At 39.7% G+C, this 23,641-nt stretch carries 18 protein-coding genes and 1 pseudogene; 4 read left to right on the forward strand and 15 right to left on the reverse strand.

Features of this window, described 5'->3' with window-relative positions:
* Positions 1-61: 61 nt before the first annotated feature.
* From ACHOLT_RS19870 to ACHOLT_RS19885, 4 genes are all read right to left on the reverse strand, one after another.
* Positions 62-631, reverse strand: a complete 570-nt coding sequence (locus ACHOLT_RS19870; RefSeq protein WP_425804268.1) for an indolepyruvate oxidoreductase subunit beta — start codon at positions 629-631, stop codon at positions 62-64.
* Positions 632-2,416: an indolepyruvate ferredoxin oxidoreductase subunit alpha gene (iorA, locus tag ACHOLT_RS19875; protein WP_425804271.1), complete on the reverse strand. Its 1,785-nt coding sequence runs from the start codon at positions 2,414-2,416 to the stop codon at positions 632-634. It abuts the gene before it with no gap.
* Between the two features lie 46 nt (positions 2,417-2,462).
* Positions 2,463-3,362 carry a phosphate acyltransferase gene (locus tag ACHOLT_RS19880; RefSeq protein WP_425804273.1) on the reverse strand — a complete coding sequence of 300 codons (900 nt, stop codon included), beginning with the start codon at positions 3,360-3,362 and terminating at the stop codon, positions 2,463-2,465.
* A 195-nt stretch (positions 3,363-3,557) separates the two neighbouring features.
* Positions 3,558-5,432 (reverse strand): sigma 54-interacting transcriptional regulator, encoded by a 1,875-nt coding sequence (locus ACHOLT_RS19885; RefSeq protein ID WP_425804275.1) that lies wholly within the window; start codon positions 5,430-5,432, stop codon positions 3,558-3,560.
* Between the two features lie 284 nt (positions 5,433-5,716).
* On the opposite strand from ACHOLT_RS19885, the gene ACHOLT_RS19890 reads away from it, so the two are divergent.
* Positions 5,717-7,741 carry a methyl-accepting chemotaxis protein gene (locus ACHOLT_RS19890; RefSeq protein WP_425804277.1) on the forward strand — a complete coding sequence of 675 codons (2,025 nt, stop codon included), beginning with the start codon at positions 5,717-5,719 and terminating at the stop codon, positions 7,739-7,741.
* Entirely contained in the window at positions 7,738-8,139 is a 402-nt protein-coding gene (locus ACHOLT_RS19895; RefSeq protein ID WP_425808191.1) for a pyridoxamine 5'-phosphate oxidase family protein, read from the forward strand. The genes ACHOLT_RS19890 and ACHOLT_RS19895 overlap by 4 nt, the downstream gene beginning before the upstream one ends.
* Before the next feature lie 139 nt (positions 8,140-8,278).
* Here ACHOLT_RS19895 and ACHOLT_RS19900 read toward each other — a convergent pair.
* The 5 genes and pseudogenes from ACHOLT_RS19900 to ACHOLT_RS19920 form a co-directional block, all read right to left on the reverse strand.
* A pseudogene (locus ACHOLT_RS19900) lies at positions 8,279-9,762 on the reverse strand (aryl-sulfate sulfotransferase).
* Between the two features lie 133 nt (positions 9,763-9,895).
* On the reverse strand, positions 9,896-11,116 hold the full coding sequence (trxB, locus tag ACHOLT_RS19905; protein WP_425804279.1) for a thioredoxin-disulfide reductase: 1,221 nt from the start codon (positions 11,114-11,116) through the stop codon (positions 9,896-9,898).
* A gap of 41 nt (positions 11,117-11,157) precedes the next feature.
* A complete protein-coding gene (locus tag ACHOLT_RS19910) occupies positions 11,158-11,484 on the reverse strand; it encodes a thioredoxin family protein (RefSeq protein ID WP_425804282.1) in 327 nt (108 codons plus the stop codon).
* 222 nt (positions 11,485-11,706) lie between these two features.
* Positions 11,707-12,975 carry a (Fe-S)-binding protein gene (locus ACHOLT_RS19915; RefSeq protein WP_425804285.1) on the reverse strand — a complete coding sequence of 423 codons (1,269 nt, stop codon included), beginning with the start codon at positions 12,973-12,975 and terminating at the stop codon, positions 11,707-11,709.
* 5 nt (positions 12,976-12,980) lie between these two features.
* Complete coding sequence (locus ACHOLT_RS19920; protein ID WP_425804288.1) at positions 12,981-14,369, reverse strand: FAD-binding oxidoreductase; 1,389 nt, start codon at positions 14,367-14,369, stop codon at positions 12,981-12,983.
* 284 nt (positions 14,370-14,653) lie between these two features.
* Here ACHOLT_RS19920 and ACHOLT_RS19925 point away from each other — a divergent pair, with 284 nt between their 5' ends.
* Positions 14,654-15,328: a Crp/Fnr family transcriptional regulator gene (locus ACHOLT_RS19925; protein ID WP_425804290.1), complete on the forward strand. Its 675-nt coding sequence runs from the start codon at positions 14,654-14,656 to the stop codon at positions 15,326-15,328.
* An 84-nt stretch (positions 15,329-15,412) separates the two neighbouring features.
* On the opposite strand, the gene ACHOLT_RS19930 is transcribed toward ACHOLT_RS19925, so the two are convergent.
* Both ACHOLT_RS19930 and ACHOLT_RS19935 read right to left on the reverse strand, forming a co-directional pair.
* Positions 15,413-16,810, reverse strand: coding sequence for an MFS transporter (locus ACHOLT_RS19930; protein ID WP_425804292.1), 1,398 nt, complete (start codon positions 16,808-16,810; stop codon positions 15,413-15,415).
* Positions 16,811-17,062: 252 nt separating this feature from the next.
* Positions 17,063-19,081, reverse strand: coding sequence for an alkaline phosphatase family protein (locus tag ACHOLT_RS19935; protein WP_425804295.1), 2,019 nt, complete (start codon positions 19,079-19,081; stop codon positions 17,063-17,065).
* A gap of 168 nt (positions 19,082-19,249) precedes the next feature.
* Between ACHOLT_RS19935 and ACHOLT_RS19940 the strand changes: the two genes are divergently transcribed.
* Positions 19,250-20,161, forward strand: coding sequence for a hypothetical protein (locus ACHOLT_RS19940; protein WP_425804297.1), 912 nt, complete (start codon positions 19,250-19,252; stop codon positions 20,159-20,161).
* 9 nt (positions 20,162-20,170) lie between these two features.
* On the opposite strand, the gene ACHOLT_RS19945 is transcribed toward ACHOLT_RS19940, so the two are convergent.
* The 4 genes from ACHOLT_RS19945 to ACHOLT_RS19960 form a co-directional block, all read right to left on the reverse strand.
* Positions 20,171-21,025: a pyridoxamine kinase gene (locus ACHOLT_RS19945; RefSeq protein WP_425804300.1), complete on the reverse strand. Its 855-nt coding sequence runs from the start codon at positions 21,023-21,025 to the stop codon at positions 20,171-20,173.
* A gap of 254 nt (positions 21,026-21,279) precedes the next feature.
* A complete protein-coding gene (locus ACHOLT_RS19950; RefSeq protein WP_425804303.1) occupies positions 21,280-21,954 on the reverse strand; it encodes an ABC transporter ATP-binding protein in 675 nt (224 codons plus the stop codon).
* A gap of 12 nt (positions 21,955-21,966) precedes the next feature.
* A complete protein-coding gene (locus ACHOLT_RS19955; protein WP_425804305.1) occupies positions 21,967-23,169 on the reverse strand; it encodes an ABC transporter permease in 1,203 nt (400 codons plus the stop codon).
* Positions 23,169-23,591, reverse strand: coding sequence for a DUF4418 family protein (locus tag ACHOLT_RS19960; RefSeq protein WP_425804308.1), 423 nt, complete (start codon positions 23,589-23,591; stop codon positions 23,169-23,171). The genes ACHOLT_RS19955 and ACHOLT_RS19960 overlap by 1 nt, the downstream gene beginning before the upstream one ends.
* Positions 23,592-23,641 lie beyond the last annotated feature (50 nt).

Here is a 23,641-nt window from a genome sequence, read left to right on the forward strand (position 1 = left end):
ACATTTATTTAACAAAACTTCAGATGAAGCCTAGTACTCCATCTGAAGTTTATTTATACCTTTAAGCCAAATTCATTCCTACCTCGAGCGCTTTAAGATTTAAGTCAACAAACTGAGGTTTAACATTATCTTTAATAATTTTTGTCCAATCAATATCGTTAAGTTTCATCGCTTGGATAATCGTACCCAGCAAAATAACATTCATAACCTTTGGATTTCCCAACTCTTCCGCTTGTCTGGCAGCATCGATAACTGTTGTTTGAGCCTTGCCGGAAAGCTCTTCGATTATGCCTGTCGGATAATCTGCCTTTCCTGTGATAATGGGCATAGATGCTATTTCATAATCGTTAACGACAACCTTTCCCTCGGGTTTTAAATACTCCAGCCATCTTAACGCTTCCATCTTCTCGAAAGATACCAGCATATCCGCTCCACCGATTTCAATCACCGGAGATTCAACCTTATCGCCATATCTTACTTGAGACGAAACTGATCCGCCTCTTTGTGACATCCCATGGATCTCACTCATTTTTACATCATATCCGGCCTCCATGAGGCCCGTTGTCAAGAGTTTACTTGCAAGTATTGTGCCTTGTCCCCCTACTCCGACTAAAAGAATACTCTTTGTCATTTATGCTTCCACCTTTCCAATCGCCTTAACTGGACATACTTGAAGACAAATTTCACAACCCACACATGAATTGGCATCAATAACTGCTCTTTTTTTGCTTTTGTCAAAGGAAATAGCCGGGCAACCTGGCTTAATACATGATTTGCATCCTATACATTTATCCTCGTTAACCACGCATTTTGTTTTGAAGACATTATTAAATTCCTGTTTATCCTCTTTCGATAATTTTTTTAATACACAGGGCCATCTTGTAATAATGACCGAAGCTTCATCAAGGCTCATCGCCCAATCAAACGCATCATTGACAGCCTTTAGATCGTTTGGATTAATGACTCTGACATTTTTGATACCGCATACCTTAACCAAGGCTTCAATGTCAATTGCTACTGTTTCTTTTCCCTGTAATGTATACCCTGATCCAGGATTCTCTTGATGACCTGTCATACCGGTAATACGGTTATCCAAAATGACGTTAATTGTATTGCTTCTATTGTAAGCCACGTCAATTAAAGAATTTATTCCTGTATGGAAGAATGTTGAATCTCCTAATACGGAAACAACTCTCATCTTATTATTTTCTTTCATATTAAAGACTTGTTGAGCACCATGACCGACACTTATGCTTGCACCCATACAGATATTATGATCCATTGCGTTATACGGTTCAGCGTATCCTAAGGAATAACATCCAATATCTCCGGATATCATGACATTCTTTCTCTTACCGATTTCATAGAAGAAGCCTCTGTGCGGACAGCCGGCACAAAGCGAGGGGGGTCTTGAAACAATCTTTCTTTGATCATATTCAAGGGTTGGATTGGCTTTGCCGAATACAGCCTTTCTAATGACATCCGGGAGCATTTCTCCATAAGCAGGGAATAGATCTTTCCCAAAACACTTAAAGCCTAGCATTTTAACCTGTTCTTCAATATAAGGGTCATTCTCTTCAATGACATAGATTCTCGCAACCGCACTTCCGAATTCTCTAATTTTTTCCACGGGAAGCGGATTTGTAAATCCCAGTTTTAAATAAGATACGGAATCTCCAAAAACTTCTTTGGCATAAGCATAGCAACCACCTGAAGCGATTACTCCGACCTTTGTATCGTTCCACTCAATCCGATTAAAATCGGTTTGGTTTGAAAAACCGAGAAGCTTTTTCATTCTCTCTTCAACTTTGACTCTTAGTTGTCTGGCATAAAACGGCACTGTAACATATTTCGGTATATTTCTTGTATATTCTTTAAAATCAACCTCGGTTCGCTCGCCGCATTCAACGATCCCTTTGGAATGACATACCCTTGTCGTCATTCTTATCATCACGGGAGTATCATATGTTTCGCTTAATTCAAAAGCAGCTTTGACCATATCCTTTGATTCCTGGCTGTCCGTGGGTTCGAGCATTGGAATCTTTGCCGCTTTTGCGTAATTCCGATTATCCTGTTCATTTTGGGAAGAATGCTGTCCAGGTTCATCAGCAGAAATAAGTACCATTCCACCGTTTATTCCTGTATAGGAAATTGTAAAGAGCGGGTCAGCCGCAACATTTACTCCTACTTGCTTCATCGATGCGATAGATCTTGCCCCAGCCATTGAAGCTCCAAAAACCGCCTCTAAAGCAACCTTTTCATTGGTCCCCCATTCAGCCAGAATATCATCTTTATAAAGCGCTATGTTTTCAAGGATTTCGGTACTGGGTGTTCCCGGATAAGCAGAAGCAAATTTAACCCCTGCCTCATAAGCCCCACGAGCAATAGCTTCATTTCCTGTGAATAATTTCTTCATGGTATAACTCCTTTTTCAATTATTTGAAATCACTGACCATAACAGTTTATTTTTGTGCTACCAAAGCTGCTAAAGCTAAGGAATACAGTTTCGACTCCGCAGGATCGGAACGCGATACTAAGACAATAGGATGTGTCGCTCCTAAGATAACTCCTGCATTCTTCGCTTTAGCATATTTCATTAAAGTTTTAGCCACTAAATTTCCAGCTTCTACTGTCGGACAAATAAAAAGATCCACATCGCCGGCGATTTTACTTTCAATTCCCTTATGCTTTGCGGATTCGCTGCTTGCAGCGACATCCATTGACATGGGTCCTTCAATCTCACACTCGGGTAATTCACCGGCTTGGGCCATGGCAACTAAGGCTGCAGCATCTACGGTGGCTTGCATTTTAGGATTAACTTGTTCGTTCGCAGCGAGTACGGCAACATTAGGTCTCGTAATTCCTAATGCATTTAATGCTATAAACGAATTTATGAGGATTTCCTTTTTTTGCCCAAGATCCGGGGCAATGTTCATCCCTCCATCGGAATGAAAGGCAAGCTTCTTTTCTCCGGGTATTTCAAAAGCTGCAAAATGACTGAGAATTCGTCCGCTGCGCAGTCCCTTCTCCGGGTTTAAAACGGCTCTTAAAAAATTACTCGTATTGATTAACCCTTTTATCAGGATCTGTGCCTCTCCATCATGAACCAGTTCTACCGCCCGAAGCGCTGCTTGATCCGGGTCAGGAACATCGATAATAGGCGTCTTTTCGGAAAGTCCTACTTCGCCCATTATGGTCCTTATCAGTTTTTCATCACCAACGAGTACAGCTTTTGCCAAACCCGTTTCCTCTGCCATTTTAACGGCCTCAAGCACACCTGACTCTTGGGCTACAGCTACGCTAATCGTTACTTGGTCCAATTTCTTAGCAGCATTAAAAAGTTCATTAAAACTTCGCAACAAATTGCTCCCTCCTTCTATCCAGCCCAGAATTATGTCTTACTAATTTCTAAAGCAATAAGCATGCCAAAACAGCAATAAAAGAAATGCAGGCCTAAAGCCTGCATTTCTTACAAGTTCAATATTAAGTTTCCTTAAAATATGTTTAAGATATTAAACATTAAGTTAATTTATTTAGACATCATTATCGAATTGATTTTATTTTTTCTTCGTTAGCTTGCTTGATTTGTTCCATAAGGAAGCCCGGCTAATTCCTAATAATTTTGCGATTTCGTTTTTAGTCAAGCCTTCCTGGGCAAGCATGTCAATAACCTTTCCTTCTACATATCGATTGATTTCCTTCAGATCGATAATCATTCCATCCTTCAATTCCGAATTCTTTCGAGGGAGTTTGCAATTCAATTCAAGTTCGCCGAACAGAACATATCTTTGAGCATTGTTCCTCAATTCTCGAACATTACCCGGCCAAGGATAGGCCTTAAGCCTTTCTTCGAGTTCATGGTCGATGGACAAGCTTGATGATCCCTTTAAGATTGAAAGATAGTAATTGAATATCGGAACAATATCCATTTTTCTTTCTCTAAGCGGCGGAACATTAAGTTCAAGAATGCTTAGCCGGTAGAATAAGTCACTTCTAAAGCTTCCTTCCTCAATCTTCATTTCTAATCTTTCGTTAGCAGCCGATATAATTCGAACATCCAAAGGAATGACATAATCAGAACCAAGTCTCATGATTTCTCTTTCTTCTAAAACGCGTAAAAGTTTAGCTTGAAGAGCAGGAGACACACTATTTATCTCATCCAAGAATACTGTTCCCCCATGAGCGAGTTCAAACAATCCCGGTTTGCCCCCTTTTCTCGCACCGGTAAATGCCCCTTCTTCATATCCAAAAAGTTCGCTTTCAAGTAAGCTTTCCGTTAGCGCAGCGCAATTAATGGCAACAAAGGGCTCATTTTTTCTGGAACTGATATTATGAATGCTTTGCGCGATCATTTCTTTGCCTGTGCCGCTTTCCCCATAGATCATCACAGTGCCGTCTGTTAAACCTATCTTTACAGCTTTTGACATCGTATCTTTCATTACAGGATCATAAGCAATAATATCTTCAAAGTGATACTTTGCCGTAAGCCCCTTTTTATTGAGTTCATACCGAATCTTTTTCTCTAAGCTTTGAAGTTTTGTTATATCTTGAAACGAACAAAGAGCCCCAAGCACATATCCATCCACTTCTAACAAAGAGGTATTTGCTGCGATAACAATTCGTTTTAAATTAATGATTTCGTTCGTTCTATTTACTTTCGTATTTAAAACATCAGCCATAAAGCTTAGTTCAGGCAAGACCTCCACTAAATTCCTGCCTATTACATCTTGCCTGTCTTTTTTAAGCGTTTCTCTTGCCCTTTCATTGTAGAGGATAATATTGTCTTCCCGATCAATAGCCACAACCGCGTCATGAACTCCATCCAACGTTTTTTTCAGCACTTCATTTTGATATTTTTGCTCATACAGGTTATCTATAAGTTCTCGCGCAGACGCAACAATTTCCTTAATCGATTCTTTGCTGGCGGTGATAGGAACATACTTTAGCCCAAATTTTTGAGCGAAACTGCAAGGGATACCGCCCCCAACAATGACAGCATCCAACGGGCAAGAAGCATACTTAATAACCCTACTCTCAATGGCATCTAACGCATCAAACTTTTCGATGATAACCCTGGCGTTTATCATGTCTTTCCATTCTTCGCAATCGAAATATTCTAAATCAGAGATAACGAGGATTAAATCCTTTCCTAGTTTGCTCGCTGTCTTTAGGGCAGCCAAAATATCCAGCGTGTTTATTTTAAACTGAATCACAGGAACGCTAACTTTACCAATGGTATGACGATAACCGCCGCTTCTGGCAATAATCGCTTTGGCCCCTTTTTTCTCTAAGAGCTGACCTTGCTCTTCGATCCTTTCGGAATTTAAGACATCGATTATTATTTTTCCTTGCTTAATATCATCGGTGAATAGCTCTTCGATACTCTGCTTAAGATCGATATTATTTGCGATTATTCCTATGATCTTGTCCATCTATATTTCTCCTTTTGAGCATTCAGATTCTTATATTGTTTAATCGAATTCAATATAACATCTAACCGTTACCATTACAAAAAATATCTCTCTGTCCTCTTTTCCCTTTCTTGTAACCAAGGAAGGATTTCACAATACTTGAGATTTTGTTTTCGAATATAATATAAATTTTCCGCCAAAGGTAGCCAAGATTACTATCGGGCGAAGGTAATCGTTTTATAATTTGATATACTTGCATTTTTCGCGGTTTACCATTGGAATTTTAAAAAGGAGAAAAAAAACTATTGAAACTAAAAACAACAGGAAAAATTGAAACTACGTTTGTTATTTTTTTCTTGGTTATTGCCCTTGTCCCACTGATCTGCTTAAGTCTAATTAATGATTACTACATCCACAAATCAATAGAAGCAGATGCCAAGGCTAATATGAATAACACATTAAAATTAACCACAGATGCTTTAGACAGTTGGATTAATGAAAAAATCATGGTCGTTGAGAGTATAAGTAAAAATCCTGTCTTTCAATCCGGAAACAAGGATGAAGTAATGGACTTTCTAAAGCGTGAAGCGGAAAATACTCCTTATGCCGAAGCCTTAGTCTGGTCCGACAGTGACGGTCATGGGGTAAATTCCTTGGGAGCTAAACCCAATATCAGTGATCGCGACTATTTTAAAGCAGCCCAAAATGGACAGCCTTTTATCACCAGTTTAAACATTGCCAAAACTACTGGAAATAAAGCTTTCGGTATCGCTTGCCCTATTAAAACTGACAAAGGGTTTTCTGTACTTGTAATGAGTATAAAGTGGGATACTTTAAAATCACTCATAAGCAAATCGAGTTACGGCCAAACTGGTTATACTTACCTCGTTGACAAATCCGGTAAAGTTATGGCCCACCCTGATGAATCTCAAGTTATGAATCTAGACATTACCCAAACGGATTCGGACAGCTTGAACCTATTTGGCAAAAAGATAATACAAAAAAGTGGAAATGGAAATGACGAATACACCTATCAGGGTATCCCTAAAATAGCAACTTACAAAACTTTAGAATCTACCGGTTGGACTGCAGTCCTTGCTCTGCCCAAAAAAGAGTTCAGTATCATGAGTGATAACCTTCTCAGGATCAGCCTTATGATGATTTTAACTGCTGGAATTATCGTCGTCTTTTTAGCATTATTCCTCGGACGTAAAGTTGCTAAACCCATCGTCAGTTTAGCTAAACAAGCGGACGTCCTGGCAACCGGAGATTTAGCGATTAATGTGACTAACAACCATAAAGGAGAAATCGGTATTTTAGGCCACTCTCTAAATACTTTGGCAGGAAACTTGCGAAACATAGTTCAGCGAGTACAAGAAGGATCCATACATATCTCAAGTACTGCTCAACAGCTTAACGCCTCAGCCCAGGAATCCTCCGCTTCTATAGAACTCGTTTCTCAAGCCATTCAAGAAATGGCCAAAGGAGCTAATGAACAAGCCACTCATTCTCAAGAAATTGTAGAGACTGTGCATCATATTGTTCAAGCCATGGATTTGGCCAATACTCAAATTCTGGACATAACCGCAGGGACCGAAAAAGCTAGTTTTTCCGTTAATACCGGTTTTAAAGCCGTTGAGAAACAAAATGAAAGCATGCGGAGTACTCTATCCGCTTCAAGCAATGTAGCTCAGGCAATTCATGATTTAGTTAAACAATCAGAAGAAGTGAGCAGCATTTTAAGCACAATCTCTAATATTGCTGAACAAACGAACCTACTTGCTTTAAACGCTGCAATAGAAGCAGCGAGAGCGGGAGAGCATGGACGCGGATTTGCAGTAGTGGCTGAGGAAGTTAGAAAGTTAGCTGAAAGCTCAGCTCATGCTACCCAGGAGATTGGCGATATAGTTGATCGAATTCAAGCCGGTGCCCATAAAGCTGTTGAACAGATGAATAATGTAAATACGGTTGTCGGGACTCAACAAAATGCACTTGCACAAACCAATGAAGCCTTCGGCACCATATCACAAGTTGTTATGAAAATGGTGGGAACGATTAAAGAAATCAGTTCTTCATTCAATCAAATTGATGAAAGTATAAAAGGAATATTAGAAAAGACAAAATCCGTTGCAGCTGTAGCTGAACAAAATGCCTCAAGTTCAGAGGAAATATCCGCAAGCAGTGAGGAACTGACCGCCACTTCTCAGGAAATTGCAGCATCGGTTAATTTCTTAAAAAACCTCGGTATGCAATTGGAACAGACCATTTCTGTTTTTAATTTAAACAACGTTTTAACTCTACAAAGTGAAAGAGAGGAGCAACAATCCTGAACAGAGCTTTAGAATTTTTAAAAGAATGCGGCACTTTTTACTTAGCAACAACAGAAGGGGACCAACCAAGGATCAGACCCTTTGGTGCTGTCTTTATCTACGAAGGAAAATTATATATTGTAACCAATAATAAAAAACAATGCTTTAAGCAAATGCTAGCCAATCCCAAAGTTGAAATCTGTTGTATGAATAAAGAAAGACAATGGATTCGTATTACTGGAAAAGTTGCAAATGATGACCGACGTGAAGTAAAAGAATTTGCACTTGAAGCTTGCCCATCTTTAAAATCCATGTATACCCTTGATGATGGAATTTTTGCCGTTTTATACTTTACAAAAGGAATAGCTACTATATCTTCTTTCACTGCTCAACCTGAAACATTTTCATTCAATGTTTAAGTTAAAACCGCATATTCATTATATTTACTCTTATGCCGATTCAACTTTTAAGCCAAAATAGAGAAAGAAGCGTCTCAGAAGTTTGATTTCTGAGGCGCTCTTTTTAGCACAGGGTCCTACTATCCTATATCATAATCAATTAAAATTTAGTAAAACCATCGTCATCTTCATCGTCATTTTTTAAGGAGAGATCCTGATCCCCTGCAGCAACGCAGGCTTGATGAACCTTGGGATAGCCGAGAGTTCCTTCTACCCCGACAACATCTTTAACTTCACAGTCGGCTGCTCCGGGAACACGGAATTTACGAATATCAAGCATGGGGATTGCCGTTTCTTTGGGTTCAGGAAGCTGGGGGATATAGCTGTAAGGATAACGATAACCCCGATAGTAAATCACTGCCGAATTTTCGGTAAATGGCGAGATAAATTCCCACACGACATCTTTCATCCGAGTGACCTCGAAGAAACGACCGCCTACTCCTTCAGTAATGAAGGTATTTCCATTCGGAAGACGTTGAGCAGCACTGGTTAATGGACTATAGAAACGATAATCGTTAATTAATGGTGAACCATAACCCATGAGTTCACTAGCCGTAATTTGCCAAACCACTTTCATGGTTACAGGGTTTAATTCAAGAACACGAGAACGGTCAGTAATGTTGACTTTTGTACCATCTTTAGAAACGTTGCTGGGTTCGCCATAACCTGACCAACCGCCATTATCGAAGATAAGGATGTTTCCTGCTCCGGGAAGTCCTTGCGGAATCATATGAACATGGTGTTGTCCAATAATTTGTCCAATTTTCCGAAGCTTCGGATCATCGGCAAAATCGGGTCCCATTTTCCAAACGACTTTCCCGGTTTCTTTAGAAATAATCGCAATGATATTGGATTCACGAGCATCCCAAATAATATTATCCGGATGGAAACGTTCGTCACCTTTATCATACCATTTGTTAGGACCAAGAACGCTCATGGAGTTAATATGCATCCAGTCGCCCATTCCGCCGCCTGCTTCATGCAGGTTCGGATTTTTATAGAGGGCTAATTTTGCTGCAGCGCTGAAACCATATTCATTGAAATGATCTACAGCACGCCATTCCCAAACAATATTTCCTTTCCAGTCCACTTCAATGATAACATCATCCAAAAGTTGTTTGTCGGAGATTCGTTTGTTATAGCAGTTCTCATGACAAAGAATTAAGGTGTTGCCACTAGCGGTTTTACACTCCATTCCAGGGACATAGTAACCTACAGTGTTGCCTTCTCTTTGATAGTCATGGTGCTGACGAGCCATCCAACGCGGCTCTTCGCCTTCATCTTCAATATACTCTTTCTTATTAAATTCCCAAACCACCTTACCTTCCCAATCAACTTGTATAAGGTCGATTTGGTCTTGATAGCCGAATTTAGCGTTTCTTCTGCCACGACTCCCCATGACATAACCCCGGGAAGCAATTTATTTGGCATTCCAAGAAGATCTTTAAATACACGAACAACATTACCATTCATGTCAATAATTACGCAGCCTAAACCCGGTGCATTCATAATGGTGTAACCGTTAAAACATTTTTCCGGATTATAAATTGTAACACCTGTAGGATGAATAAAGGGTTGACCCATAAACCAACACTCCTTCTACATCGCTTAGATAAAGAATAATTAATAAAGACAAACCATTGGGCAATTAGAGCCCCTGCTCTTAGTTAAAAAGAACAGGGTTTAAACCCCGATCTAAAGGGTAGTAAAACCAATGCTATAATTGAGCTTTTAGATTTTCCTTATCCATTGTATAGTAAAGCCGTTTGACCTTCTCGCCTTTATCTAAGACTAAAACGGAAGGCACACTATTAACTTCATATTTTTTCGCCAGATTTTTCTTGGTCGCCATATCAACCTTCACAACTTTATAGCGTTCACCCAGTTCCTGGTTTGCTTCTTCTAATAAGGTGCTGAATTCCAGGCTTTCATTATTCAAGGCATCAAAGAAAAGAAGTAAGACTTTCTTGTCGCTTTGGAGAATGTTCGTATTAAACGCATTTAATTCTTCAATATAACGTTCGGCGGCAACCGCTGCGACCGCTCCGTCTCCGGCTGCCGAAACCACTTGTCGAAGATATTTAATTCGGTTATCCCCGACCGCATATACCCCTTCAATGTTTGTTTCCATCATCTCATTGACGGGAATATATCCTCTTTTGTCCATCTCGATGCCGCTGTCTTTAAGAAAATGGGTTGAAGGTACCATTCCCACAAAGAAGAAGACTCCTTGGCAGGCAAGTTCAGTCGAACCTCCTGTTTTTAAGTTCTTAATTTTAACTCCTTCGACCTTCTCTTCTCCCAGGACTTCTTCAATCGTGGAGTTCCAGACAAACTCCATCTTTTCATTTTGGAAAGCTCTTTCAGCACTGACTTTATTGCAATCGAGAACTCCTTCGTCATGGAGTACGATCATGGTGACTTTACGCGCGAACTTGGTAATATACATTCCTTCTTCGATCGCTTGATCTCCACTGCCCACGACAACAACGTCTTCACCTTCGAAGAACTCGGCATCACAGGTCGCACAATAGGCAACGCCGCTGCCTTGGAGCCGCTTCTCGCCGGGAATATTCAAGAGTCTCGGTTCACTGCCGCAAGCAATGATGATGGCTTTCGCTGAAAATTCTTTGCCTTTTTTCGTGGTAATGACTTTGCTTTCCTGGGAGAAATCCGTACCGACAACCTCGTCCCGTAAAAACTCAACACCAAAAGATTCTGCATGTTTTTTAAAGTCCTTCATCAGATCTTCTCCGCTGATTTCCGGATATCCAGGATAATTGACAATCTCCCGTGTCGTATTGACTAAGCCGCCAATGGTTCCTTTATTGATCACAAGGGTTTTCAGCTTGGCTCTGGCCCCATAGATAGCGGAGGAAAGGCCTGCCGGACCGCCGCCAATAATAATCAAGTCATAGGAATTAGTTAAGTCTCCCATTCTCCTCAACAACTTCCTCTCTTTTTAAGCATGTAATAATATTACGATTCAAGAACATCCGCAATCTTATCGATGACTCGTTCGTCTTCAACTTGGCCAGCCATTTTACCTTTAAACTCACCCTTATTAAAGAAAAGGAGCTGTGGAACCCCTTTTAAAGAAAATCTTTGGAACAACTCTTTATCTTCTTCCACATCCACATAATAGAAACCAAATTTACCTTTGTATTTCGGTTGTAATTCTTCTAACATAGGCACGACTTCTTTACAGACATGACAGGTTTTTCTTGAGAAAATCACCAGGCAAGGCTCACCGTTATCATAGATTACCTCTTCAAAGCGAGTATCATTCAATCGAGTTAAAGACATTTTTTATTCACTCCTAAATCTTTAATAAATAAATTCAATTGTTTAAAAAAAGCATCCCCATTTTAAAATGGAATCTTTTCTTAATTAAGCACTCCTAGATTGTTCCTTAGATTGGACACCTCCTTTAATAAAACTCTATTTAACCATCTTAATATATATTAGTTCTTCTTTAATTTTCATAAGGTTGTAGAGATTACCTTTTAACTTCTCATTAGCTAATATTTATTTACTTCGCATCGCCATATTTAAAAGCTCTGCCACATGCATGCATTTTACATTCATGTTGTTACGGTTCAAGCCGTCTTCCATTTGCATAAGGCAGGCTGGACAGGAGGTTAGCAGCACTTCAGCACCGGTTTCCTTTATGTCCGCAATTTTCTTGTCGTTAATCTTTTTAGACGTATCGTAATGGTACAGGCTATAGGACCCTGCCATACCGCAGCACTTTTCGATCCTTGGTAATTCTGAGAATTTTGCTCCAGAGATAGCTCGGATGATCTGCCGTGGTTGTTTTCTTACATTCTGCCCTCGAGCCAAGTGACATGGGTCATGATAAGTGGTTTTAACCGAAACCCGCTCTAAATTCTTATCCCATCCGTCAATGCTCACGACAAATTCATTAAAATCCTTAACTTTGGCCATAAGCTTTTTCGCTTTCGCCGAATATTTAGGATCATCCGCAAGAAGCTCAGCATATTCTTCTTTTAATGCTAAACCGCAGGAAGCACAGGCAACGATCACTGCATCCACATCCAGATCCATGAAAACATCTATGTTGGCCTTGGCCAGAGCAATGGCCGTATCTTTATCTCCGTTTACGCGGGCTGGAGTCCCGCAACACGTCTGCTTCCAAGGGATCGTTACATCGTAACCCAGCTTATTTAAAACCTCAATGACCGACCGGCCTGCATCCACATAAAAATAATTCAGCATGCAGCCCGTAAAAAATGCGACTCTTCCCCGAGAATTCTTACCCTTTACCATTTCCGGAAACTGTTGGCGCAAAGGGGTTGGGGCAATCGGTTTAATCATTCGTCGCATATCTATACCCATCGGCAGCCGAGGCAGCATTCCTTGCCCATTAGGTCCTGGCCTGAAAAGCAGCTTCTGAAATATTGATCCGCTTCTTAAGCTCAAATGAAAAATCCCCCGATTTTTTAGAACGACTCGAAAAATAAACTTTTTTAAAAGGTGCATTCCCCTACGGCGGACCGTCTCGACCCGAGCTGCTTCGACTAATTTATCCACCCGTACTCCGCTGGGACAGTTGGCTACACAGGCTTTGCACATTAAACATTGGGACATGAGCTCCTCAAAACCGCCGGTAATTTCGATATCATTTTTAATCGCCATACGAATCAAACGCACCTTACCCCTTGCCACCGTCGCTTCAGAAGTCAGTTCAGCAAAAATCGGGCAAACATTCTGACAGGATCCGCAGCGGATACATTTGATCACTTCTTTTTCCCACTCGGCAAATGCTTTAGGCATATTTCTCACTCCCCAAACATTACGCCGGGATTAAGCAGATTCTCAGGATCCAGCGCCAATTTAATTTTTTTCATAACACGATAACCGTCTTCTCCGATTTGCTGTTTAATAAACGGTGCTTTAGCTCTGCCAATCCCATGCTCGCCGCTTAAAGTCCCTTTGAGTTCCAAAGCGGCATAAAAGGTTTCGTCAATCGCCTTTTCGACACGGCTCATTTCTTCCTTATCTATTTCATCGCAAAGGAATGTCGCATGCAAATTTCCATCCCCTGCATGTCCCACAACCGCAATTAAAACATTATATCGAGCAGCAATTTCACGGATTCTTTTAATCATAGCCGGAATTTCACTTCTCGGTACTGTCGCATCTTCCCCGATAATCGTTGGCTTCAAACGGGCACAAGATGCAAAAGCCGCACGGCGCGCCGTCCACAGCTCGTCCGCCTCCTGTTCGTTTTGAGCAATCCTGACTTCCCTGGCCCCTATTTCCTTGCAGACCTTTTCAATCTTTCGAACCTGTTTTTCTAAAAGTTCCTCGTCGCCGTCTACTTCAATCAGAAGCACGGCTTCTGCATCCAGAGGAAACCCAACATGAGCATATTCTTCAATATTTTTAATATAGACATCATCCAAAAGTTCAATCGTCGTCGGAATAATACCCTGGGCAATAATTCCTGAAACCGCTTGTCCTGCTGTTTCAATCTTATTAAAAATGGCCAGCATCGTTTTTTTCGCTTCGGGTTTAGGTACTAATTTTAAAACAACCTTCGTAATGATGCCTAAAGTCCCTTCCGAACCTGTAAATAATTGAGTCAGATTATATCCCGTGACATTCTTAATGACCCGTCCACCGGTATTAATGATTTCCCCGGTGGGCAACACAATTTCCAGCCCCAACACATAATCTTTGGTCGTACCATACTTAACCCCCCGTGGGCCTCCGGCACTTTCGGCGACATTTCCACCGATCGTGGCAAAAGCCAGACTGGCTGGATCCGGGGGATAAAAGAGCCCAATCTTTTCGACTTCCTGTTGAAGTTGGCCTGTTTTTACCCCCGTTTCAACAACAGCCAGTAAATTTTCTCTATCGATCTCCAAAATCTTATTCATTTTCGTGAGAACCATAATAATACACTCCGGCAATGAGAGCGTCCCACCACTCACATTAGAACCTGCCCCACGGGGGATTACCGTAATCTTATGTTCATAAGCAAATTTCATGACGGCGGATACCTGTTCCGTTGTTTCCGGGAAGACGATTATTCCCGGCGTATTTTTTTTATCGATTTTAGAAAAAGAAGCGTCATAAGTGTAACAAAAACAATCTTCAAATGAATCAAAGACGTTTTTCTCTCCAACCAACGTTTTAAGACTTTTGATTAACAACTGATCCATGATTTATTCTCCTTCTATTTTATGATATAGTCAGGTTACACCAATCAAAAACACATCTATAAATCGCCTGTAACCAAACTCTTATAATCTAAATATTAATCTTTTTCTTAAGCTAAGATATCGTATAGGCTACCTTTTTCTATTTATAAAAGTTCTATGATTATCATACTGGGATAGTAATGTTCTTGATTCTTATTAAAGTGGTCTTTAAGGGGCCACTGTCATTGGATTCCTATTGTTTTTGTGAACACGAGCACACATAATACGAAAGGAGTTCTAAGGTTATGGAAAAAGGTATGTACGATAGCACCCCATTTATTAATCCTAATATGTCAATCCTGGATTATTTCACAGAAAATGCAAAATCTAAAATAACACTTAAAAAAGGTGAACTATTTACTCCTCAGGCTTTTGACTCAATGGTAGGTTTAATAAAAGAAGGAAGATTAAAAGTAGAGTTATCCAATGAAGAAGGCGAAAATAGATTAATGTGGTTTCTTGAAAAAGGGTGTTTAATTGCTTGCTTTCATAAAACTTTTTATCAGGAAACCTTTGCTCTGGAAAAAGCAGAAATTTTAATGATTACCAAGGATACTTTTTTTAAACTTTTACATACTAATCAAGGTTATTTAGAATTTTTTATTGATCAGCTATATAAAAAGTATGAATATTGCATAAATACACTTATTACCGAAGGTAAGGAAATAAGTAAAGTTAGAGTTTATAAATTAATTCAACAATTAGGTAAAAATTACGGTGTAATTCAATTCGATAACAGTATCCACGTTAAAAATTTCTTAACAAGAAAAGATATGGCTTCAATTACCGGTGTCCATCGATCAAATATTATAAAATATATAACTGAACTAGAGCATTTAGATGTTATCAAGAAAGAAAAACAATTCATTATCATTAAACAGCCTCAATTACTTGAAGAGCTAATAAATACTGAAGAATAATTCTTAATGTTTGCCTTTATGAAATAAAAAAGGAAAACCGAGATGTTAGCCTCGGTTTTCCTTTTTATTTATTCATTCACTTATTTAACAGGCAGCTTTCTTTCCTGAGGAATCTGCATTATCCGTTAGATTCTCGTTAATTTCTTCTAAAGATCTATGAGCAGATCGCCATCCAAAGACAAGTACCACAAATGAAGTAAGGAGAGAAAGAACCATGGCAAAACCAAAAACCCCAAAAATTCCATAACCGGCAAAGATCATCGGAACTAAAAGTTGAGCTCCAGAAGCAGCAAAACGCGATATACCGTTTAATATACCCGTTACAGAGTTTCTAAGTTTAGTTGGCAGCGATTCGGCAACGTAAGGATGGATAATAAAGTTTCTGGCTATTGCAAAAACGTTGATTAAAAGACCAAATAGAGCAGCCAAGAAGAAGTTTCCTTTAATCACAAATAAAAAGGGGATTACAGCAGCACAATATAAAATTCCAAAGACGCCAATAGGAATTTTTCTTCCACCCTTATCAGAAAAGAAAGCTGCGACGAACTGTCCTAAAGGAATACCAAAAGTAAGTATTGTTGAAAGAAGTATACTATCTTGCATACTAAATCCACTCATTTTAAGCATTGTTGTTATCCAAGGTTGAGTTATTTGTATGCTGACAACACCTGCACTCAAAACAACACAAAGAACTATTGTTCTCTTTAGGTATAACGGAGAAAACATTTCAGCAATATCTTTAGATAACGACGAATTTCGAGATCTTTTAACAACAATTACATCACTAAGATCGATAGGTTTTCCGACAATACTCGATACAACCTCTTCTGCCTCGGCTTGTCTTCCTCTGCTCATAAGCCAGCGAGGAGATTCTTTTAAGATAATAATACCCAATAATAATACCACGTAACCCAGACCACTCAGATAAAAAACATACCGCCAGGCTTCAGGAGAAAGCGGAACTATAATGCCTGCTACAAATCCGATTATCGGCCCCGCTAAATAACCGAACCCTGATATTATACCTTCCCATTTGCCTCGGCTTTCTTTCGGCGACAATTCTGCCATATACGTAATGGTTACAACCATCATACACATAACACCAAAACCTGTCATAGCTCTCGCGAACATGAATACTGTAAAGTTCGATGTTAAACCATTGATAATCGATCCAGTTGTAAATATTAAAGTACTTAATAATAAACTTTTGCGCCTGCCGATTATATCGGAGATAATCCCGCCAAAAATACCACCAAATGTATTGCCCAAAAAGTACAGTGAAGTTATTTGAGCTACATTTGCCGCATTTATTTTCATCGAAGCCATAATAGCCGGGGCGGTAAAGTTAAAAATGGAATTGTCGAACATTTCAAAGAAGTAAGAAGAGGCGATAATAATAAACAAGAATAATTGTTTCCGGGTAACCTCTAAACCATCAAAATAGTTATTCTTTATTTTCATAGCATTATTATTTGTTGACAAAATATATCCCTCCTATTTTTGATAAGGGCCAGACAACAAAAACTATAAAACTAAATTTTGAGAAAAAGAGCTACTTCGTTTGGTAGAATAAACACGGGAAACTTAATTCTTGAAGTAAATTGTGCAACCGAGAGAAAACCCTCACAAGAACTTTCTCGGTAATTTTACCAAAAGGAAATTGATTTTCGAATAGTGCTAATCAATAAAATTAACACTATTCGAAAATTCTAAGCCGTCTTATTTATCCTTTAATTATAATTCTTGATCCAGAATTTGATATGCAGGTGCGCCTTCACATTGGGCAGGTATTCTTACTCCTCCCAAAATTGCAAGTGTAGGTGCAAAGTCGACTTGGCGAATAACCCGAGTTGTCGTAAAGCCTTTCCTCAAACCTTTGCCGGCTGCAACAAAGATCGGCGAAATTGAAGTATCAAAATAACCATCATAGGTGGATAAGCTTTCACCATGCTCCCTACAACAACCTTCTTTACACATATAAACAATATCGCCGGTTTCATCGCCACTCAAGCCTAAAACTTGAGCATCTTTATTTCTTAAAGCAATACTCACAACACGTTTGCCCGATTTAGGGTGTCTGTAGTTATATAAGTCATCAATAATTTTTTCTTCAAGAGCCTTTTTATCCTTCGGATCAACTATTCCTGTCGCATTTCTCCCTTTAAGGTTAACCCAGATGTAACTGCTTCGGGTTGCAACAGCCCTTGTTTTCTCCCAGTCAATTTCTCTTAAATCGTTGCCATTTTCATCTTTTTTAAGAACAGTATAGCCTAGCTCCTCCATTACTCTTACATTGCAGCCCATTCCATCGCCCAATAAAGGGAGATCCTCATAATGAATTTGAAGACCATGATCAGAAGTAACAAAAATCGTCCAATCCTCATCTAATAGATACAGGAATTTTCCAATGTAATCGTCTGCGTCTTTATAAACTTTTTCAATCAATCCTTGATATCCTGCTTCGTTCCCAACGCCTTCTTTTTCCAATGCATAATTCCAGTATTGATGACCTTGATGATCGATGAAGTGGATATGGGAAAAGATTACTTCGATACCTTTTTCTTTAATGAGGTAATTTAAGGCATCGGCCTGCCATTGTGCGTAATGAGCCCATACCGGATTTAATAGTTCTTTGCAATTTTCGAAGTTAGAACCGCCCAATTGGCAAAACGGCGGAACATGACCGACATTGCTGACAACATCTTGATACATGGATTTAGGCGACCATCTTACATCATTGGAAATATCAAGAGCCGTACTCATCCACATTCTTACCCGAGAACCATCCGGAGCAATTTCCAATGGCTTGTAATTTCTGACACAAGGTACTTGTTCACCGCTTACATTGCAATCATCAATAACGGTAAAGGCAAATTCCTTTTCCTTCATTGCCGCAAGCGGCTTTCCATCTTTTTTAGACCGATAAAGGGCTACCGTATCATAGATACCGGCTTTATTTTTCAAAATCAAGGCAGGTCTTCTGACTAATCCGTTTGAAGTTACAAAGTAAAATTCCTTTGCACCTTCCGGAGCATTAGCCCACCCCTCGGCGCCTTTGATTGGACTCACGACCCTATCATACGGAAGATTATCTAGTCCGGCCGCACCTTCTTCTAAACTCATAAATAGATTTTTTACAGTTTTCTTTTTGTGCCGTTCAAGAAGGAACGATCCGGCGGAGGTATTCTCCTCGGGCAAATCTTGAATAACACATCCCGCTCCAGTATCCTCTGTTGAGCAGGGTTTATATCCGACCTTACTTACAGTATTGGAGGCAAATACCATTTTTTCTCCATCAACATTAGCAATACTCATATTGACAGCTGCCGGCTGGGCACCATCAACAACAAATAGATTCTTACGATCTGAAGTCGGGGGCCAACTGGAACCTGGCCAGTGCCATACAAGTGTTTTTTTACCGGCTTCTGCAAAGCAGTTCCAAAGTTGTTCTGCTTGGCACATACTGGAGTCCAGGGAATAAACTATTTCCGAAAGATCTTCCTTGCTTTGGTTCCAGAAGTCAGTGATCCCGTGGGTTTCCGGATATGCACCCGTTGCCAGCGTCGTCCATTGTGCAGGTGTAATTGTAGGCATTGCACCTAACATCCGTAAATCTTCTCTTCGAGCGCCTTGCTTAATGAGTCTTTTAAGATTTGGCATTACTCCTTTGTCGACGAATTTTTTTGACAATTTAGGATCCATACCGTCCAAACCCAGGACTAAGATTTTACTTGCCCTTGCTTCTCTCTTCATTCAATGACCTCCTATCATTTTCAAGACTTATTTGAATCATACTCTTTTCTTATATCCAGGAGGTCGCATAGACTACCTATTGAATACATCGTATTTATTACACTTATATAGGAAACAAAAATTATTTCCGGAATTATGAATTAATTATTTATATAGGAGTTGACTATAGTGAGCCTTGTCAATAATGCAAACCGTGATGTTTTTGTAGGAGAGATTGCAAATAATTTAACAAAAGAAAAAGAGATTGCCCTATTCGGATTTGCCTATTATGAAAAGGGTAATATTCAGTATTATTTTTCGACAGACGAAACAAATGCGTTTGTGATGCAGCACCATAAAATTACAGGAAAAATAATCTGCACACCTATCAAAATGATCACGCAAAAATCATCTATTCTTACGCAAAGCCAAATAGAATGCCAATTGCAGGATATTCTTCAGCAGAAATACCCTAAAGACTATTTTTCATTTTTAACCTATTTTAACGATTTAGAATCAAACAATTTAGCAGAACCTATTTTAGTAAAATACTTCAATAGCTTTACCCATGAAACAAATATGGATCTTCAGCAGTCGAATTATAACTTAGTTAACTTTGCTTATTATTCAAAGCAATTAAATAAATCAAGTTATTTTAAATTACTTGAAAAAACACGCTCTATTGAAATAGATGAATTGCAAATTATTAATAGATTAGACTATAGACATTTAGCGGGTATTGGCTATTTTCTCCCCAATGAAATCCCAGTATATTACAGCAATGCCTATCTACCTAATGTATTTAAGAAAAGAGCTCAATTAGAAAAAGAGAATTATATTATCTCATCCATTTTTCGAAAGAGTTATGATTTAGCGGATATAAAAAATAACTCCATAAAAGAAGTCAAAAAAGATTTCACTCGTATTCTCGAACAAACCATTAACTCAAATTATATGGCAGTGATCCAAGAACTTAAATCACTGTCCCCTGTAATAAGCCATCTTTTATTCCACAATCGTCTAAATAAAATGAAATTAAATCTAACAGAAGATGCACTCCAAGCTATTGAAACATATGCAAGAATGTGGAATTGTAACTAAACACTATATTTAGGTTATCAATCCCAATTTTTTGATGAGATAAGGAATTGCTCTTTCAAAACATACCCCATATCTTCTTTCGAGTTCAGCATGGACAGTCAGCTTAATACATTCATGAGTATAATCTACGGCTATCTGTGACGCTTCTTCAAGGGAGAATTTATTTAAGAGCGCAGCTAATAAGGTACTCCCAAATATATCTCCTGTACCGTGAAAATGTCCATCAATTTTTTTATTAAAGGCATAGCTTATTTTGCCTAACTTACTATCGTAGGCTGCAGCTCCCAACTTGTCCTTTTCAAAGGAAATACCCGTGAGTACAACCGTTTTGGCTCCTAGAGAGGCTAATTTTTTTAACATCTTTTCGATATATTCCTGTGAATAATTTTCACCCATGTATTGCTCATTTAACATAAAGGATGCCTCAGTTAAATTAGGGACGATAATATCTGCCATTGAGCATAATTTGGTCATTCCGCGAACCATTTCGGATGAGTAAACAGAATATAGAACGCCTTTGTCGGCCATAACTGGATCAACCAAAATGAGCGTATCGTTACTTCTAAATGTGTTAAATAAATCAGCCACTAAATCAATCTGCTCAAAGGAACCCAAAAAGCCGCTGTATAAGGCATCAAACTTTAAATCAAGCGATTGCCAATGCTTAGTGATTGGTTTGATATCATGAGTTAAATCACGATAGGTAAAGCCTTCAAATCCACCTGGATGCGTCGACAAAACTGCCGTTGGCAATACACTTGTATCAAGTCCTGCCACTGAAAGAATGGGCAGAGCAACAGTAAGCGAACATCTCCCTACGCATGATATATCATGAATTGCAAGGATTCTTTTTTGTTTATTCATGGAACGAATTCCCCTTAAATATAATTTAAGGATAAGCAATGGCTTATCCTTTTAACTATACTATAATAAAAAACAGAGTGTCAGAGTAGTATTTACGCCTTGATTATTTTAAGGTTGTCCCCTGGTTTTCTTCCGTAGTAAAGTGAATTTCCTCATTGAGTCTTTGCACACTTTGCTGAAAGCTATTCTAAAATGTAAAATCGAACATGAAAGAAAGGCCGTTACAATGAACGGCCCTTCTTTCATGTTTCGGTTCAGATGGATATCAGTTTTCCTTCATTAAGTCTATAACGTTGCTGTGCACGTTCCGCCCAACTCGTATGATTTACCATCACAACGGCTCCATTATTCTGCGCAAATGATTCGAGAATATGAATCACCTTCTCCGCCCAAAATGAATCCAAGTCGTTTGTCGGCTCATCTGCTAAGATCAGAGAAGGATGATTAATAATACTTCTGCAAACAACAACCCTCCGCCGTTGACCGATACTCAGTTGATGAGGCAAGTAATGCGCCCGTTCTTTAAGACCCAACTCGGTTAAAAGCGTCATTGCTTCTTCACGTTCAGCTTGGGTAAGGCGGCTGCGTTTATTTAAATAAAGAGCAAGTTCTATATTTTCCAAAGCCGTTAAGGCTGGAAATAGACTTGTCTCTTGAAACATAAAGCCTATGTTCTTAGCTCTCCATGATGTAAGTTCCCGGTCACTGAGTTTACTCATATCACGGCCGCCAAATATTATATCTCCATGTGTGGGTTTTAGAAGACCACCTCCCATGAGGTAAAGCAAAGTACTTTTACCCGTGCCCGACGGTCCTTCGATCCCTATAAAGTCTCCTTGAGAAATAGTCAACGAAACATTGTCCACGGGGCAGACATCTTCTCCGCTGTGATAAATTTTACTCACATTTTCTAAACGGCAAATCTCCATCGCATTGACCTCCTAGTCCAATTCCCCGTGGGAAATAATCTCCTGGGGATCCAATTTTGAACTTCGCCAAGCAGGATATAAGGCAGACACAGCACCGAGAAAAACTGCGATTCCCATTCCCCACAATCCCTGGTAAATCGCTGATGCCAAAGACCAATCCCCTTGGGGCAAGTTAAGAGACCCTCTTAACCATGTCAGAATTGGATTCGTCAAAAGCGCTCCGGCTATACTTCCGGTAAGTCCACCTGCACCTACGATGAGCAATGCTTCAATGGTCAGCGCTGCAAAAGCGTCGCCGGATTGTCCGCCAATCGCGCGCAACATTCCCAGTTCGCGTTTGCGTTCTCTGGCAAGAGCGGTAAAACGGCCGATTAGGGCAAGGGCGGCTGTCAGCGCTAAAGCAAGCCATAACCAGATTAAAACATGACTCACAGTATTCATCTGGTTTCTGGCGCTGCTTATCACTTTACTGGTCGCAACGGCATTTACCCCTAAATTCAAACCATTTATTTCATCGGCTACCACTGCCGGGCTGGCTCCATCTTTAACCTTGATCAAGATCGAAGAAATGAGATGGTCGGGTGAATTTTTTTGCCAAAGGTTTTGAAGGTAAGGGCTGTTTTTGGCTATCGTTCGGGCCGTATCGAGACGTATAAAAATGGTATCATCTATTCCTGTCCCCGTTCGTTCGAGCCGTCCGGCTTCATAAAATTCTTTACCTAGAATAACAGCTTTACCTCCCAAAAAAGAGGTTACATTAGCCCCTAAAATTACCTTGTCATTAGCTGGAGACGCAGATCCATTAGGGCTGTTTAGCAAAGAACGCGTTACAAAATCCGTTCCAGGATCATATCCTACAACTCGGTAAGGCCTGCTTAGTGAGCAACAACTTTCATCCAGAGTCTGAGTAAAAAACTGGGGGGTCGTTAACTGAACGTCTTTTACGGAACGTACAGACTCTAACACATTATCCGGCATATACTCATTTACTGGCTCGCCGGTAAAAATTGTCTGGAATGCCTCTGATTTTACGGAATGAGGCAGAACAATAATATCTGCTCCAAGACGAGTAGCGGATAAACGCATCCCTTCCTGGAGATCAGTAAATAGAGAATGGGCTAAAACAAAAGTTGCAACCGTTAAAACCGTAATAAGTAAGGTGATTATGGTTTGACCTTTTCTTTGCGTAACGTTTTTCCAAGCCAGGAAGAACATTACTCTGCACCTTCCTTGATCACTTTACTCCAAATCCCTATTCCGACGACCATAGTCAGGACACCTTCCGCATAGAGCCAACGTGCTGTTGTATGACAAGCCATCATATCTTTAGCGCAAATTCCAATTGCCCAATCCTGTGGTATTAAGATTACCGCTAAACCAATAATTGTGACAACCGCTCCCAGCCAACGCTTTTCGATTTTAGGAATCAAAAGAATAATACCGACACCTAAGAGCAGAGCGCCCAGCACCAACTCGGTTTGAGCTGTAAAATGACAAGCCATAAAGCCCATTTTTCCGGATTTTAATTCGACTAAACTCTTGCAAACCGGAGCCAAAAGATAAGGTGTTAATAATAGCGTCAGCCCAAGCAAAGCAGGTAAGATATTGAGTAATTTATTTATTGTTTTTGTTTTCATAAATACTCCTCATTTCTTCTAGTTTTCAGAATCGCTTGTCTAAACACCTT

Source organism: Desulfitobacterium nosdiversum, assembly GCF_049860565.1.
GTDB lineage: Bacteria > Bacillota > Desulfitobacteriia > Desulfitobacteriales > Desulfitobacteriaceae > Desulfitobacterium_A > Desulfitobacterium_A nosdiversum.

Bases quoted from the DNA above. Each gene is read 5' to 3' on its own strand.
- ACHOLT_RS19950 (WP_425804303.1), bottom strand. From the start codon at position 21,954: ATGGAGATTTGCCGTTTAGAAAATGTGAGTAAAATTTATCACAGCGGA.
- iorA (WP_425804271.1), bottom strand. From the start codon at position 2,416: ATGAAGAAATTATTCACAGGAAATGAAGCTATTGCTCGTGGGGCTTAT.
- ACHOLT_RS19925 (WP_425804290.1), top strand. From the start codon at position 14,654: ATGGAAAAAGGTATGTACGATAGCACCCCATTTATTAATCCTAATATG.
- trxB (WP_425804279.1), bottom strand. From the start codon at position 11,116: ATGGGAGACTTAACTAATTCCTATGACTTGATTATTATTGGCGGCGGT.
- ACHOLT_RS19885 (WP_425804275.1), bottom strand. From the start codon at position 5,432: ATGGACAAGATCATAGGAATAATCGCAAATAATATCGATCTTAAGCAG.
- ACHOLT_RS19935 (WP_425804295.1), bottom strand. From the start codon at position 19,081: ATGAAGAGAGAAGCAAGGGCAAGTAAAATCTTAGTCCTGGGTTTGGAC.
- ACHOLT_RS19915 (WP_425804285.1), bottom strand. From the start codon at position 12,975: ATGCCTAAAGCATTTGCCGAGTGGGAAAAAGAAGTGATCAAATGTATC.
- ACHOLT_RS19920 (WP_425804288.1), bottom strand. From the start codon at position 14,369: ATGGATCAGTTGTTAATCAAAAGTCTTAAAACGTTGGTTGGAGAGAAA.
- ACHOLT_RS19945 (WP_425804300.1), bottom strand. From the start codon at position 21,025: ATGAATAAACAAAAAAGAATCCTTGCAATTCATGATATATCATGCGTA.
- ACHOLT_RS19960 (WP_425804308.1), bottom strand. From the start codon at position 23,591: ATGAAAACAAAAACAATAAATAAATTACTCAATATCTTACCTGCTTTG.
- ACHOLT_RS19955 (WP_425804305.1), bottom strand. From the start codon at position 23,169: ATGTTCTTCCTGGCTTGGAAAAACGTTACGCAAAGAAAAGGTCAAACC.
- ACHOLT_RS19870 (WP_425804268.1), bottom strand. From the start codon at position 631: ATGACAAAGAGTATTCTTTTAGTCGGAGTAGGGGGACAAGGCACAATA.
- ACHOLT_RS19910 (WP_425804282.1), bottom strand. From the start codon at position 11,484: ATGTCTTTAACTCGATTGAATGATACTCGCTTTGAAGAGGTAATCTAT.